Genomic DNA, 13,584 nt, shown 5'->3' on the forward strand with positions numbered 1-13,584 from the left:
TGCGCGCGAACGGCTCGAACACCTCCGCCGCGAAGGTCTCCAACTCACCACGCACCACAGCAATCTCGTCCGGAGTCACGCAGACTCAACGCCACGCCGGGCCCACAGGACACGCACCGCCACAACCAACCTGACCAAGCACTACTAGACGACCGCGCCCCGCCCCGGATCGTCGCCGTCCTCGTCGTCCGTGCGCATCCGCATCACCAGGGTGGCGAAGCCGCCGAGGAAGCCGCCGATGCAGAGCGTCGTCAGCCACCAGGTCATGTCCCAGCCGAGCAGCACGGCCAGCAGCAGCAGGACCGGACCGCCGATCACGCCCAGCCACGCGAACCGCGCGGTCGTGTCCGACTCGGGCAGCGGTGGCGGCTCCGGCGGCTCGAAGTGGCCCTCGTCGTCCTCGTCCAGATCGTCGTCGGACGTCTCGGGGAGCGAGTAGTCGCGCGGGCCGACGCCCGGGGCGAAGGAGACCGAGCCGCCCAGCGGGGTCACGGGCCTGCCGCCCTTGCCGTCGGGCTGCTTCTCCGGTTCGTCCGCCTCCGGCTCCGGCTCCGGCAGCGCCAGGTCCTCCACGGACCGGAACGGCTTGGAGCCCGGCGGGTCCGGGGGCTCCTTGCCGTACCCGGCGACGATGGCCGCCCAGGCCGCCGCCTCGTCGAAGGGCACGCTCTGCTCCTCCGGCTCGTCGAGCCCGTCCCCGCGGTCCGCGTCGTGCTCAGCCACCTGCCGTTGTTCCTTCCTTGCCGACACTCGGAGCCAGCCGGCCGATGAAGGCGAGGCTCTCGTCGAAGATCCGCTCCGCATCGTGGTCCAACGTCGCCACGTGGTAACTCTGTTCCAGCAGGACCTCCGTGACGTCAACGGACGAGACCCGCCCGAGGATCCGGGCCGAGTCCGCCGGCGGCACCACATGGTCCTGCGGGCTGCGCAGCAGCAGCAGCGGCTGGGTGACCTGCGGCAGTTCGCCGTCCACCAGCCGCAGGAAGGTACGCAGGGAGTGGGCCGCGTGCAGCGGCACCCGGTCGTAGCCCAGTTCCGCGCCGTCCCCCCGGGCGATGTCGCTGGCGATGCCCTTCGTCGTCCGCACCAGGTGCCGGGCCACGGGGAGGGCGTACGCGGACAGGCCGTGCACCTTGTTCGCCGGGTTCACCACGACGACGCCGCTGATCGCGTCGCCGTGCAGGGCCGCGAGGCGCAGGGCCAGCGCGCCGCCCATGGACAGCCCCGCCACGAACACGCGGGTGCAGCGCTCGCGCAGGGCGCGCAGCTCCCGGTCCACTTCCGCGTACCAGTCCTGCCAGCCGGTGACCTGGAGGTCCTCCCAGCGCGTGCCGTGCCCGGGCAGCAGGGGCAGCGACACGGTCAGCCCGTGACCGGCGAGGTGCTCCGCCCAGGGGCGCAGCGACTGGGGGGAACCGGTGAAGCCGTGACAGAGGAGGACGCCGACCTCCCCGCCCTCATGGCGGTACGGCTCGGCTCCAGGAAGGACCGTCACCTTCGGTCTCCTGTTCATGAGAAAGGCATGAGCAACGTCCAGGTGAGGTTCACCGTACGCGACCGCACTGACACCGACCAGGGCCGTCGGGCTGTTGGCCGCCGGTGGGGTTAAGGTCTGATCGACACACATCAGGAGGCACTCGGTTGTTGTACGGCGCGATGAAGGTTTCCGTCGGGGGGCCGTTGAAGATCGTCTTCCGGCCCTGGGTGGAGGGCCTGGAGAACATTCCCGCCGAGGGCCCGGCGATCCTGGCGAGCAACCACCTCTCCTTCTCCGACTCGTTCTTCCTGCCCGCGGTGCTCGACCGCAAGGTCACCTTCATCGCGAAGGCCGAGTACTTCACCACGCCCGGGGTGAAGGGCCGGCTCACCGCCGCGTTCTTCAAGGGCGTCGGCCAGCTCCCGGTCGACCGCTCGGGCGCGCGGGGCGCGGGTGAGGCGGCGATCAGGAGCGGCATAGAGGTGCTGGAGCGCGGCGAGTTGTTCGGGATCTACCCGGAGGGCACCCGCTCGCCCGACGGCCGCCTCTACCGCGGCAAGCCCGGCGGCCTCGCGCGCGTGGCGCTCGCCACGGGCGCACCCGTGATCCCGGTGGCGATGATCGACACCGAGAAGATCCAGCCGCCGGGGAAGGTCGTCCCGAAGGTGATGCGGCCCGGCATCCGGATCGGCCGGCCGCTGGACTTCTCCCGGTACCAGGGCATGGAGCACGACCGCTTCGTGCTGCGGGCGGTGACCGACGAGGTCATGTACGAGATCATGAAGCTCTCCGGCCAGGAGTACGTGGACATGTACGCGACCGCCGCCAAGCGGCAGATCGCGGAGGCCGCCAAGGCGGAGAAGGAGGCCAGGGCGGCACTGGCGAAGGCGGAGAAGGACCAGGCGAGGAAAGAGAAGCAGGAGAGCTAGTGCCGTGACCGACGGGTCCGCCGGCCGTCGCGAGCCGGTGGACCCGTCGGTCACGGCACCGGCGACGCCCGGCCGGCCGGGCGGGTGACGGGGCCGGGGGCGGTCCGGGACTCGGGGTGGGGACATGCCCAAGCGGGCGAAGGTCGTGAGGATGTCGGTCGAGCTGCCGCTGTGGCGCGCCCTGGCCGCCTACCGGGTGCTGACGATGCTGTACGCGGTCGGGCTGTTCGCCACCGCCTACGGCCGCTTCCCCCGCCCCGGCGTCGCGATCGCGTACTACGGCGTGCTGTGCGTGTGGACGCTGACCACGCTGCCCAGGGTCGCGAGCGAGGCGGCCTGCACCCGCCGGTTCCTCGCCGCCGACCTCACGATCGCCCTCTGCGGGATCCTGCTCACCCCCGTCGCCGACACACACCAGCGGATCGTCGAGGGCGGCCCCACCCTGCCGTCGATCTGGACCGCAGGCTCGGTGCTGGCCTTCGCGATCAAGGGCGGCTGGCGCTGGGCGGCCCTGGCCTCCACCGCCGTCGCCGTCGCCAACCTGGTCGAACGCGGCGCCCCGGCCCGGGACACCGTGCACAACGTGGTCCTGGTGTGGGTCGCCTCCATCGCCATCGGCTATGTCGTCGAGGTCGCCCGTGCCTCCGAGCGCACCCTCGCCCGCGCCCTGGAGATCGAGGCCGCGACCCGGGAGCGTGAGCGACTGGCCCGGGACATCCACGACGGGGTGCTCCAGGTCCTGGCCATGGTCAAGCGCCGCGGGACCGCGCTCGGCGGCGAGGCGGCCGAGCTGGGCCGTCTCGCGGGGGACCAGGAGGTGGCCCTGCGCACCCTGGTCTCCGGGGGCCTCGGCCCCATCCCCCGCATCCCGCAGGACGCCGAACGCGGCGCCGTCGTCCGCGTGGTGGAGGACGAGCCGCACGACGGTGCCCCCCTGGACCTGCGCTGCCTGCTCGCCCCGCACGCCGGCGCCCGCGTCAGCCTCGCCGAGCCGGGCGCCCCGGTGCGGCTGCCCCCGGGCGCGGCGCGGGAAGTGGCCGCCGCCGTCGGCGCGGCGCTGGACAACGTCCGGCAGCACGCCGGCCCCGGCGCGCACGCCTGGATACTCGTCGAGGACGAGCCCGAGGCGGTGATCGTGACCGTGCGGGACGACGGGCCCGGCATCCCCGAGGGGCGGCTGGCGCGGGCGGAGAGCGAGGGCCGGCTCGGCGCGGCCCAGTCGATCCGAGGGCGCCTGCGCGACCTCGGCGGCACCGCCGAGTGGGTCTCGATCCCGGGGCAGGGCACGGAGGTCGAGCTGACGGTACCCAGGGACGGAACGCGGACACGGGGGAAGGCGGAGCGGTGATGAGCGAGCAGCAGGGCCCGATCAAGGTCATGGTGGTCGACGACCACCCCATGTGGCGCGACGCGGTCGCCCGCGACCTGGCCGAGTCCGGTTTCGAGGTGGTCGCCACCGCCGGCGACGGCGCGCAGGCCGTGCGGCGCGCCCGGGCCGCCGTGCCGGACGTGCTGGTCCTGGACCTGAACCTGCCCGGCAAGCCCGGCGTACAGGTCTGCAAGGAGGTCGTCTCCGCCCATCCGCAGCTGCGCGTGCTGGTGCTGTCGGCCAGCGGTGAGCACGCCGACGTGCTGGAGGCGGTCAAGTCCGGCGCGACGGGCTACCTGGTGAAGTCGGCGTCCACCGAGGAACTGCGCGACGCGGTCCGCCGCACCGCCGCCGGCGACCCGGTGTTCACGCCGGGCCTGGCCGGTCTGGTCCTCGGCGAGTACCGCCGGCTCGCCTCCGAGCCCGGGCCGCCCGCCGGGACGGTCGGCGACGAGCCGGGGACGCCCCGGCTCACCGACCGGGAGACGGAAGTGCTGCGCCTGGTCGCCAAGGGGCTCAGCTACAAGCAGATCGCCGAACGCCTCGTCATCTCCCATCGCACGGTGCAGAACCACGTCCAGAACACCCTCGGCAAGCTCCAACTGCACAACCGCGTCGAGCTGGTGCGCTACGCCATCGAGCGGGGCCTGGACGACGAGTGAGCAGGGCGGCCCGCGCCGCCCGGCCCGCGCTGTCGGCCAACCGGCCGGGAATTCACCGGATTTGCCCGTTGCGGTCCTGCCGAAGTGACCTGCGTCACCATTAGCGTGCGGGGAGAGCCTTTTCGGCTCGCACGCGCCGCACGCACGCGGCGACCGCGGCGAAGGGACCCATTCCATGCGGATCGGAGTACTGACCGGCGGCGGAGACTGCCCCGGCCTCAACGCCGTCATCCGGGCCGTCGTCCGCAAGGGCGTCCAGGAGTACGGCCACGGCTTCATCGGCTTCCGCGACGGCTGGCGGGGCCCCCTCGAAGGGGACACCGTCCGCCTCGACATCCCCGCCGTGCGCGGCATTCTGCCGCGCGGCGGCACCATCCTCGGCTCCTCGCGCACCCATCCGCTCCGGCACGACAACGCCGTCCGGCGCATCAAGGCGAACCTAGCCAAGCACGACGTCGAGGCGCTCATCACGATCGGCGGCGAGGACACCCTCGGGGTCGCCGCCCGCCTGTCCGACGACTACGGTGTGCCCTGCGTCGGCGTGCCGAAGACGATAGACAACGACCTGTCCGCCACGGACTACACCTTCGGTTTCGACACCGCCGTCGGCATCGCCACCGAAGCCATCGACCGCCTGCACACCACCGCCGAGTCCCACATGCGGGTCCTCGTCGTGGAGGTGATGGGCCGCCACACCGGCTGGATCGCGCTGCACTCGGGGCTCGCCGGCGGCGCCAACGTCATCCTCATCCCCGAGCAGCGCTTCGACATCGACCAGGTGTGCGCCTGGGTGACGTCGCGCTTCAGGGCGTCGTACGCACCGATCGTCGTCGTCGCCGAGGGGGCCGTGCCCCGGGACGGCTCCATGGTGCTCAAGGACGGCTCGCAGGACCCCTTCGGGCACGTCCGGCTCTCCGGCATCGGCGAATGGCTCGCCAGGGAGATCGAGCGGCGCACCGGCAAGGAGGCCCGCACCACCGTCCTCGGCCATGTGCAGCGCGGAGGCACGCCCAGTGCCTTCGACCGCTGGCTCGCCACCCGCTTCGGCCTGCACGCCGTCGACGCGGTGCACGAACGGGACTTCGGCACGATGGTGTCCCTGCGCGGCACGGACATCGTCCGCGTCCCGATGGCCGAGGCCACGGCGAAGCTGAAGACGGTGGATGTGAAGCTGTACGAAGAGGCCGGAGTGTTCTTCGGCTGACGGGGTGCCCGACCGGCCCGAGGCCGGTCGGACGCCGTACGCTCGGCCCATGCCGACCTGAGACGGGAGAGTCGATGGAGATCCTGGCCTTCGGAGTGCAGGCCGACGAGAAGCCGCTGATGGAGCGGGCCTTCGCCGGTCACCACGAGGTCCGCTGCCTGGATGTGTTCCTCAACGAGGACACCGCTCCGATCGCGACCGGCTACGAGGTGATCTCCAGCAGCGTCAACGCCGACCTGAACGGCCGCGTGCTGGAGATCCTCTCGGCCGGCGGCACCCGGATGATCGCCCAGCGGTCCACCGGATTCAACAACGTCGACCTGACCGTCGCCGAGCGGCTCGGCATCACGGTCGCCCGGGTGTCGTACTACTCGCCCCACTCCGTCGCCGAGTTCGCCTGGACCCTCGCCATGGCGGTCAACCGGCGGATCGTGCGGGCCTCCACCCGCACCCGCGACTTCGACTTCCGGCTCGACGGGCTGATGGGCCGCGACATGCACGGCCGCACGGCCGGCGTGCTCGGCACCGGCAGGATCGGCGAGGCGTTCGCCCGGATCGCCCACGGCTTCGGCATGCGGCTGCTGGGCTGGGACGTCGCCGAGAACCCCGCCTGCCTGGACCTCGGCATGAAGTACGTCTCCAAGGAGGAGCTGCTCACCGAGTCCGACCTGGTCAGCCTGCACGTCCCGCTGATGCCGCAGACGCAGCACCTCATCGACGGCGCCGCGCTGAGGGCCATGAAGGACGACGCCGTCCTGGTCAACTCCAGCCGCGGCGGCCTGATCGACACCGTGGCCCTCGTCGACGAGCTGCGCGCCGGCCGGTTCACCGGCGTCGGCCTGGACGTCTACGAGGCGGAGGCGGGCCTGTTCTTCCTCGACAAGTCCCTCCAGGCCATCGAGGACGACACGCTGGCCCGCCTGCTCACCTTCCCGAACGTCCTGGTCACCTCCCACCAGGCGTACTACACCGTGGAGGCGGTCGGCCAGATCGTCGAGACCACGGTGAGCAACGTCCTCGACTACCGGGCCGGCCGCCGCTCGGAGAACGTGCTGGTGCCCCGCAGCTGATCCAGCAGCCGCCCGACGACGGCGGCGCCGTTCAGGGTCAGCACCGACTCGGGGTGGAACTGCACGCCGGCGATCGCGTTCGACGGCGCGCCCGCGGCGGGATCCGGCCCGCGCAGCGCGTGCACCTCGTGCGCCCCGTTCCGGCTGACCTCGATGCCGCGCGCGGCCAGCCTCCGCGCGGCCTCGTCGTCGCAGCGGGCGACGTAGCTGTTGTAGAAGCCGACCGTCTCCTGGCGCCCGAACAGGTCGATCACCGTCTGCGCCCCCTGGTACGGCACCTCCTTCCGCACGATCTCCAGGCCCAGCTCGGCCGCGATCAGCTCGTGGCCGAGGCACACGCCCAGGACGCCGTGGCGGTGCTCCCGCAGGACCGCCGCGGTCAGCCCGCGCAGGAACCGCATCCGGGGGTCGGCCAGGTCGGAGGGGTCACCGGGGCCGGGGCCCAGGACCAGCGGGCCCTCGTGCGCCAGGACCGCGTCGCCGAGACCGGGCTCGTCGTACCGCCGGACGGTGACGGTCGTCCCGTTCGACCGCAGCACGTGCGCCAGCATCGCGGTGAAGGTGTCCTCGGCGTCGACGACCAGGGCGTGCCCGGCCGGCTCCCGCGACGGCTGCTGCATCCGCAGCCAGAACGGCGCCAGCGAGGCCCGCCGCCCGTCCAGCGCCGCGCGCACCCGGGGGTCGTCGGCCAGCCGCGGCCGCGCCCGCTCCGCACGGGGCCGGGACGGCCGCACCCCCAGGGCCGCGAGCACTCCCGCCGCCTTGGCGTGGGTCTCGGCGACCTCGCCCGCCGGATCGGAGCCGCGCACCAGAGTGGCGCCGACCGGCACGCGCAACCGCCCGGAGGCGGAGATCTCGGCGGTGCGGATGAGGATGGGGGAGTCGAGGGTCTGGGCGCCGCCGGCGTCCCGGCCGAGCAGGGCCAGGGCGCCCGCGTAGTAGCCGCGCCCGCCGGTCTCGTGCCGTTCGATCACCCGGCATGCGTTCTGCACCGGCGACCCGGTGACGGTGGCCGCGAACATGGTCTCCCGCAGCACCTCGCGCACGTCCAGCGAGGACTTCCCGCGCAGTTCGTACTCGGTGTGCGCGAGGTGCGCCATCTCCTTCAGCCGCGGCCCGACGACGACCCCGCCCATGTCGCCGACGGTGCACATCATCTTCAGCTCCTCGTCCACGACCATGGACAGCTCCTCGATCTCCTTGCCGTCGGCCAGGAACCGGAGCAGGTGCTCGGGGGTGGGGCCCTCGGCGGGGTACCGGTAGGTCCCGCTGATCGGGTTCATCACGACCGTGCCCGCCCCCGCCCCGCCGTCGCCGGGTCGCGCCCCGGACATCCGCACGTGCACCTCGGGGCTCGCGCCGACGAGCGTCCGCTCCCCGGTGTGCACGACGAACGTCCAGTAGGCGCCCCGCTCGCCCTCCAGCAGCCGCCGGAACAGGGCCAGCGCGTCGCCCCGGGTGAAGCCCGGGATCCGGCCCTCGTAGGTCCGCCGGATCACGAAGTTGGCGCCCTCGCCCCGCCCGATCTCCTCGCGCAGCACGCGGGAGACGGTCTCGGCGTACTCCTCGTCGGGCACGTCGAAGCCCCCGCCGTCGACGCGGACGCGGTGCCCGGGCAACTGGGCGAGGGCCTGCTCCAGGGTGAGGGCGCGGGTCTCCTCGGGGACGAGGACGGCCAGCGGCGTGCCGTCGTCGCGGACGTCGAAGCCGCGCTCGCGGATCTGCCGGAAGGGGACGAGCGCGAGGCCCTCGTCGGGCAGGCCGGCGAGGCGGTCGCAGGTGGCGACCTGGCCGAGGAGCACCTCGACGGTGTTCTCGTCGTGGCCCGGCGTGCGGCGGCGCAGCAGGGCGAACGGGCGGGGATCGTCGAGGAGGTCGAGCAGCGTCATGGGTCCGTTTCCTTCTCGCTGGGAGGAACGGCCCGGGCCGGGAAACGCCGAAGGCCGCCCTCGGGGCGGCCTTCGCGTCGTCTGGTGTACGCGCGGTCAGTGGGCCGCCGGATGAGCGGTCCACCACCAGTTCTGGTTCGTCGGCGCGTACATGCGACGCACCCTAACGCATACGGGTGGTCGGTGTCAGACGATCATGTCGTAGATGCTCCAGCCTCCGCCGATCCGGCTCCGCGAGGCGAACGGCGCGGAGGCGTCACCCGTGCCCTGGTAGAACCAGAGCACGCCGTCCTTGTCGCGGGCGATCAGGTCCGTCCTGCCGTCCCGGTTCAGGTCGCTGGGGCCGTTCAGCATGTCGTAGACGTACCAGCCGCCGCCGACCCGGGTGCGCGCCGCGAAGGGCGCGGAAGCGTCGCCGGTGCCCTGGTAGAACCAGAGCACGCCGCTGCTGTCGCGGGCGACCAGGTCGGCCTTGCCGTCGCCGTCGAGGTCGCCGGTGCTGACCATCGTGTTGTAGACGTACCAGCCGCCGCCGATCCGGCTGCGGGCCGCGAACGGGGCGCCGGTGTCGCCGGTGCCCTTGTACAGCCAGAGCACGCCGCTGCTGTCGCGGGCGATCAGGTCGGGCTTGCCGTCGCCGGTGAGGTCCCGGACACCGAGGATGGTGTTGTAGACGTACCAGCCCCCGCCGACGCGGGTGCGCGAGGCGAACGGCGCGGAGGGATCGCCGGTGCCCTTGTAGTACCAGAGCACGCCGTCCTTGTCGCGGGCCACCATGTCACCGGTGCCGTCCGCGCGCAGCGCCGTCAGCGCCGTCACCGTGTTGTAGGTGTTCCAGCCGCCGCCGACGCGGTAGCGGCCGAAGAACGGGGAGCCCGCGTCGCCGGTGCCCTGGTACTGCCACAGCGTGCCGTACTTGTCGCGCCCGAGGATGTCGTAGCGGTTGGTGCCGGGGTCGGGAGCGGTGCTGTTCACCACGTCGACGTCCGAGGTGCGCACCCAGGCGACCCGGTGGTTGAAGCGGATCGGGTAGAAGGTGTTGGTGCTGCCCACGACCACCGTGCGCGAACCCGTGCCGGACCCGTCGTAGGTGCCGCTGTTGTAGTACGAGCCGGTCACGGCCGAGCCGCCCAGCGTGTACTTCTGCCCGGCGGGGACGCTGTACTTGGTCAGCGACGCGGTGTTGCTGCCCTGGACCGGCACTCCGGTCCCGCTGTACGCCGCGTCCTCGGGGTAGGTGCGCCCGTAGACCGGGACGGAGCTCTTGCCCGCCTTGGGCGTGATCACGCTCTGCGTGCCGACGGCCGCGGCGAACTGACCGCCCCGGTTGTAGAACCAGGCCTTCTTGCCGCCGTACCAGATGGCGGTCCAGTCCTGCTGCGCCTCGGCGACCACGTACTCGCCGCCGGCGACGGCCTTGTCGGCCCAGTTCGCGCCGTCGGTCGGGTTCACGCTGCCGAGGTAGGCGTCGGTGATCTTGGCCGAGGAGGTGGACGGTGACGTGTACAGGTACACGAAGTTCGCCGGCTGCTCGGCGACCGCCGTGCCGCCGTTGGTGAGCGTCGGCTGGTTGGCCGCGGTGAACGGCGGCGCGATCCGGATCAGCTGGCCGGCCTTGTACAGGCCGCCGGCGCCGCCCGCCCCGGTCGGGGCGCCCAGCAGCTGCATGTAGTGGTTCCAGTCCCAGAAGGGACCCGGGTCCCAGTGCTGGGAGCGGACGTTGTTGTCCAGCGGGCCGGGGACCTCGTCGTGGCCGATGATGTGCTCACGGTCCAGCGGGACGTCGTACTCGGCCGCCAGGTACTTCACCAGGGCCGCGGAGGACTCGTACTGCGGCTCGGTGTACCAGCTGCCGTCCTTGATCGCGTAGCCCTCGTGCTCGATGCCGATCGAGTGCATGTTCATGCTCTTGTTGCCGGCATGCCACGCCTCGTTCTTGTTCTCGACCATCTGGGTGACGAGACCGTCGGAGGCGCGGATCAGGTAATGGGCACTGGCGTACGTGTTGGAGTTCTGGAACACCGCGAGGGATCCGTCGTAGCTGCCCTCGGTGTCGTGCAGCAGGATGTAGCGGATCTCGTGACCGGTCTTGGGGCGGTCGGCGACGCCGTAGTTGCCCCAGTCGGTGTTGTCGGAGCTGTTCTGCTTGTACGCGGCGGGGCGGAAGTCGCAGTTCAGGCCGGACGGGCAGTCGGCCGTGGCGGTGGTGCCCGCCACGGCCCCGGCGAGTTCCAGCTCGGACGACGTGTCGGGCTTCACCGACGGGTCGGCCGGCAGGGTCAGGGTCTGGCCGTCGGTGGTGACCCGCCGCTCGCCGGTCTTGATCGACTCGTACACGCGCTTGGCGAAGAGGTCCGCGCCCTTGCGGTCGGTGGCCTGGCTCGCGCGAGCCACGGCCGGGTACCAGGCGCCCGGGTCCTCGGGCAGCGAGCCGGTCGCGTCCTTCTGGTACTTGGCCAGGAGTGCGGCACCCGCCCGGATGCTCTGCTGCGTGTCGTTCCGGACCTTCGTCGTGGAGACGTCGATGAGGTCGGCGGCCTCGTCCAGGGTGTGCAGGCGCGGATCGCTGGTGTCGACGGGCTTCTTGCGCAGGCTCCGGAGCGCCTTGTCCGCGTCGAAGTGCTTCTCGATGGCCGGGTCGCCACTGAGGTTCATGTGGTCGAGCTGGTTCTTGCGCTCGTCGGCCTCGCCGTCGTGGCCGTCCCCGAGATCGTCCTTGTCGACGTCCGTGAGACCCATCACGTTGTAGGCGCCGGTGGTGCTCGGCAGGCCGTCGTGGTCCTCCCAGCGCGTCTGCCGGTACGACACCGCCATCAGCACGTTCTGCGGGACGTCGAACTCCTCGGCGGCCTGTTCGAACTGGGTCTGCAGCGACGGCGGCGGCCCCTGTTCGCCGTCCGAACCCAAGAGCCCCGGCGAGGCCAGGGCCAGCGTTCCTGCGGTGGTCGCGGCGGCCACCACCGAGGCGACGCCGTAGACGAGCATGCGTTTCTTCTTGCGGTCCCTGCGATGACCCGCGGTCAAGTCCCCCACCCCTGTGGATACGAAGATTGGATGTATGTAAACCAGCGTTGAAGAAGTGGCTGATGTTACCGGGGAGCGAACAACCGGGGTCGAGCGGCCCCGTCTCGGCTGTCTCACCTGTCGAGCCACGCGAAAATCGGTCGACACGACCCCGTAATGTGGAGGGCGTGACCGTGAACGCGAAGACCAGCCTCAGCGCTGGCAACTCCTGGCGAGACCTGCCCGCGGCGCAGCAGCCCGAGTACCCCGACACCGAGGCTCTGCGCGCAGTGATCGCGGACCTCGAGTCGTATCCGCCGCTCGTCTTCGCGGGCGAGTGCGACCAGCTGCGCGCCCGGCTGGCGGCCGTCGCCAAGGGTGAGGCGTTCCTCCTCCAGGGCGGCGACTGCGCCGAGGCCTTCGACGCGGTGTCCGCCGACCACATCCGCAACAAGCTCAAGACGCTGCTCCAGATGGGCGCCGTCCTCACCTATGCGGCCTCCGTGCCGGTGGTGAAGGTCGGCCGTATCGCCGGGCAGTACTCCAAGCCGCGCTCCAAGCCGACCGAGACGCGCGACGGCGTGACCCTTCCGGTGTACCGGGGCGATTCCGTCAACGGCTTCGAGTTCACCGAGGCCGAGCGCATCCCGGACCCGGAGCGGCTGAAGCGGATGTACCACGCCTCCGCCTCCACGCTGAACCTGGTGCGCGCCTTCACCACCGGCGGCTACGCCGACCTGCGCCAGGTGCACGCCTGGAACCAGGACTTCGTGAAGTCGTCCCCGTCCGGGCAGCGCTACGAGCAGCTGGCGCGGGAGATCGACAACGCGCTGAACTTCATGCACGCCTGCGGGGCGGACCCGGAGGAGTTCAAGACCGTCGAGTTCTACGCCTCCCACGAGGCGCTGCTCCTCGACTACGAGACGGCGCTCACCCGCGTCGACTCGCGGACCGGGCAGCTGTACGACGTCTCGGGCCACATGGTGTGGATCGGTGAGCGCACCCGGCAGCTGGACCACGCGCACATCGAGTTCGCCTCCCGGATCCGCAACCCGATCGGGATCAAGCTCGGACCGACCACGACGGCCGAGGAGGCGCTGCAGTACATCGAGCGCCTCGACCCCGAGCGCGAGCCGGGCCGGCTCACCTTCGTCGTCCGCATGGGTGCCGACAAGATCAGGGACAAGCTCCCCGAGCTGGTGGAGAAGGTCACGGCGTCCGGCGCGGTCGTGGCCTGGGTGGCCGACCCGATGCACGGCAACACCTTCGAGGCGGCCTCCGGCCACAAGACCCGCCGCTTCGACGACGTGCTCGACGAGGTCAAGGGCTTCTTCGAGGTGCACAAGGCGCTCGGCACGCATCCGGGCGGCATCCATGTGGAGCTCACCGGCGACGACGTCACCGAGTGCGTGGGCGGCGGCGACGAGATCTTCGTCGACGACCTGCACCAGCGCTACGAGACGGCGTGCGATCCGCGGCTCAACCGCAGCCAGTCGCTCGACCTGGCGTTCCTGGTCGCCGAGATGTACCGGGACCAGTGACGGCTTCGTCCGGCACCACCCGTTTCCGGGTGTGAAGCGAAGTGGGGCGCGGATCACATGCGATCCGCGCCCCACAGCACTTTCGCGGCCCCGACGCGATGGGTAAGGTTAGGTTAGCCTCACTGATCAAGGGGGGCGTCGGTGAAGGATCCCGGTGGGAGGTGAACCGCGTGTACGTCTGCTCCTGCTTCGGCGTCACCGAGCAGCAGGTCAAGCAGCACGTCGAGAACGGTGCCTGCACCCCCCGCCAGGTGGCGTCCGCCTGCAAGGCCGGCACGGACTGCGGTTCCTGCGTTCGCCGCATCCAGGCGCTGCTGGGTCGGGGAGCCGTCCCGCGCCGCGAACCCGCCGTCCAGAAGGGGCCGGTCCTGGCCGCCGCCCTGGACGAGGCCGCCTGAGCGCACCGCTTCGAGCCCGGCGCCCGGCCGCCGGTCGCCCGC

The 13,584-nt window shown here is 71.6% G+C and carries 12 protein-coding genes; 7 read left to right on the top strand and 5 right to left on the bottom strand.

Annotated elements, in window-relative coordinates; genetic code table 11:
• Nucleotides 1–144: 144 nt before the first annotated feature.
• Together JS756_RS06975 and JS756_RS06980 are read right to left on the bottom strand one after the other, a co-directional pair.
• Nucleotides 145–723, bottom strand: coding sequence for a hypothetical protein (locus JS756_RS06975; protein WP_205382092.1), 579 nt, complete (start codon nucleotides 721–723; stop codon nucleotides 145–147).
• Nucleotides 716–1,495: an alpha/beta hydrolase gene (locus JS756_RS06980; protein ID WP_205382093.1), complete on the bottom strand. Its 780-nt coding sequence runs from the start codon at nucleotides 1,493–1,495 to the stop codon at nucleotides 716–718. Before JS756_RS06980 ends, JS756_RS06975 begins: the two co-directional genes overlap by 8 nt.
• A gap of 161 nt (nucleotides 1,496–1,656) precedes the next feature.
• On the opposite strand from JS756_RS06980, the gene JS756_RS06985 reads away from it, so the two are divergent.
• The 5 genes from JS756_RS06985 (at nucleotide 1,657) to JS756_RS07005 (ending at nucleotide 6,711) form a co-directional block, all read left to right on the top strand.
• Nucleotides 1,657–2,406 (top strand): lysophospholipid acyltransferase family protein, encoded by a 750-nt coding sequence (locus JS756_RS06985; protein WP_205382094.1) that lies wholly within the window; start codon nucleotides 1,657–1,659, stop codon nucleotides 2,404–2,406.
• Between the two features lie 124 nt (nucleotides 2,407–2,530).
• Entirely contained in the window at nucleotides 2,531–3,754 is a 1,224-nt protein-coding gene (macS, locus tag JS756_RS06990) for a MacS family sensor histidine kinase (protein WP_205382095.1), read from the top strand.
• On the top strand, nucleotides 3,754–4,437 hold the full coding sequence (locus JS756_RS06995; RefSeq protein ID WP_205382096.1) for a response regulator: 684 nt from the start codon (nucleotides 3,754–3,756) through the stop codon (nucleotides 4,435–4,437). Before macS ends, JS756_RS06995 begins: the two co-directional genes overlap by 1 nt.
• 175 nt (nucleotides 4,438–4,612) lie before the next feature.
• Nucleotides 4,613–5,641 carry a 6-phosphofructokinase gene (locus JS756_RS07000; protein ID WP_205382097.1) on the top strand — a complete coding sequence of 343 codons (1,029 nt, stop codon included), beginning with the start codon at nucleotides 4,613–4,615 and terminating at the stop codon, nucleotides 5,639–5,641.
• 74 nt (nucleotides 5,642–5,715) lie between these two features.
• On the top strand, nucleotides 5,716–6,711 hold the full coding sequence (locus JS756_RS07005; protein ID WP_205382098.1) for a 2-hydroxyacid dehydrogenase: 996 nt from the start codon (nucleotides 5,716–5,718) through the stop codon (nucleotides 6,709–6,711).
• Here the strand turns inward: JS756_RS07005 and JS756_RS07010 are convergent.
• The 3 genes from JS756_RS07010 to JS756_RS07020 form a co-directional block, all read right to left on the bottom strand.
• On the bottom strand, nucleotides 6,663–8,600 hold the full coding sequence (locus tag JS756_RS07010) for an anthranilate synthase family protein (RefSeq protein WP_205382099.1): 1,938 nt from the start codon (nucleotides 8,598–8,600) through the stop codon (nucleotides 6,663–6,665). The two genes, JS756_RS07005 and JS756_RS07010, sit on opposite strands and share 49 nt — an antisense overlap.
• Nucleotides 8,601–8,696: 96 nt before the next feature.
• Entirely contained in the window at nucleotides 8,697–8,753 is a 57-nt protein-coding gene (locus tag JS756_RS38030) for a trp operon leader peptide (protein WP_205382378.1), read from the bottom strand.
• A 33-nt stretch (nucleotides 8,754–8,786) separates the two neighbouring features.
• A complete protein-coding gene (locus JS756_RS07020; RefSeq protein ID WP_205382100.1) occupies nucleotides 8,787–11,624 on the bottom strand; it encodes an N-acetylmuramoyl-L-alanine amidase in 2,838 nt (945 codons plus the stop codon).
• A 167-nt stretch (nucleotides 11,625–11,791) separates the two neighbouring features.
• Here JS756_RS07020 and JS756_RS07025 point away from each other — a divergent pair, with 167 nt between their 5' ends.
• Complete coding sequence (locus tag JS756_RS07025) at nucleotides 11,792–13,144, top strand: class II 3-deoxy-7-phosphoheptulonate synthase (protein WP_205382101.1); 1,353 nt, start codon at nucleotides 11,792–11,794, stop codon at nucleotides 13,142–13,144.
• A 161-nt stretch (nucleotides 13,145–13,305) separates the two neighbouring features.
• Entirely contained in the window at nucleotides 13,306–13,542 is a 237-nt protein-coding gene (locus tag JS756_RS07030) for a (2Fe-2S)-binding protein (protein WP_205382102.1), read from the top strand.
• Nucleotides 13,543–13,584: the final 42 nt, after the last annotated feature.

The sequence above is a fragment of the Streptomyces actuosus genome, assembly GCF_016921115.1.
In the GTDB taxonomy this organism is placed as follows: domain Bacteria; phylum Actinomycetota; class Actinomycetes; order Streptomycetales; family Streptomycetaceae; genus Streptomyces; species Streptomyces actuosus_A.

Excerpts from the sequence above, each read along its gene's own strand:
- JS756_RS06985 (WP_205382094.1), top strand. The coding sequence starts at position 1,657 with ATGAAGGTTTCCGTCGGGGGGCCGTTGAAGATCGTCTTCCGGCCCTGG.
- macS (WP_205382095.1), top strand. The coding sequence starts at position 2,531 with ATGCCCAAGCGGGCGAAGGTCGTGAGGATGTCGGTCGAGCTGCCGCTG.
- JS756_RS06995 (WP_205382096.1), top strand. The coding sequence starts at position 3,754 with ATGAGCGAGCAGCAGGGCCCGATCAAGGTCATGGTGGTCGACGACCAC.
- JS756_RS07000 (WP_205382097.1), top strand. The coding sequence starts at position 4,613 with ATGCGGATCGGAGTACTGACCGGCGGCGGAGACTGCCCCGGCCTCAAC.
- JS756_RS07005 (WP_205382098.1), top strand. The coding sequence starts at position 5,716 with ATGGAGATCCTGGCCTTCGGAGTGCAGGCCGACGAGAAGCCGCTGATG.
- JS756_RS07010 (WP_205382099.1), bottom strand. The coding sequence starts at position 8,600 with ATGACGCTGCTCGACCTCCTCGACGATCCCCGCCCGTTCGCCCTGCTG.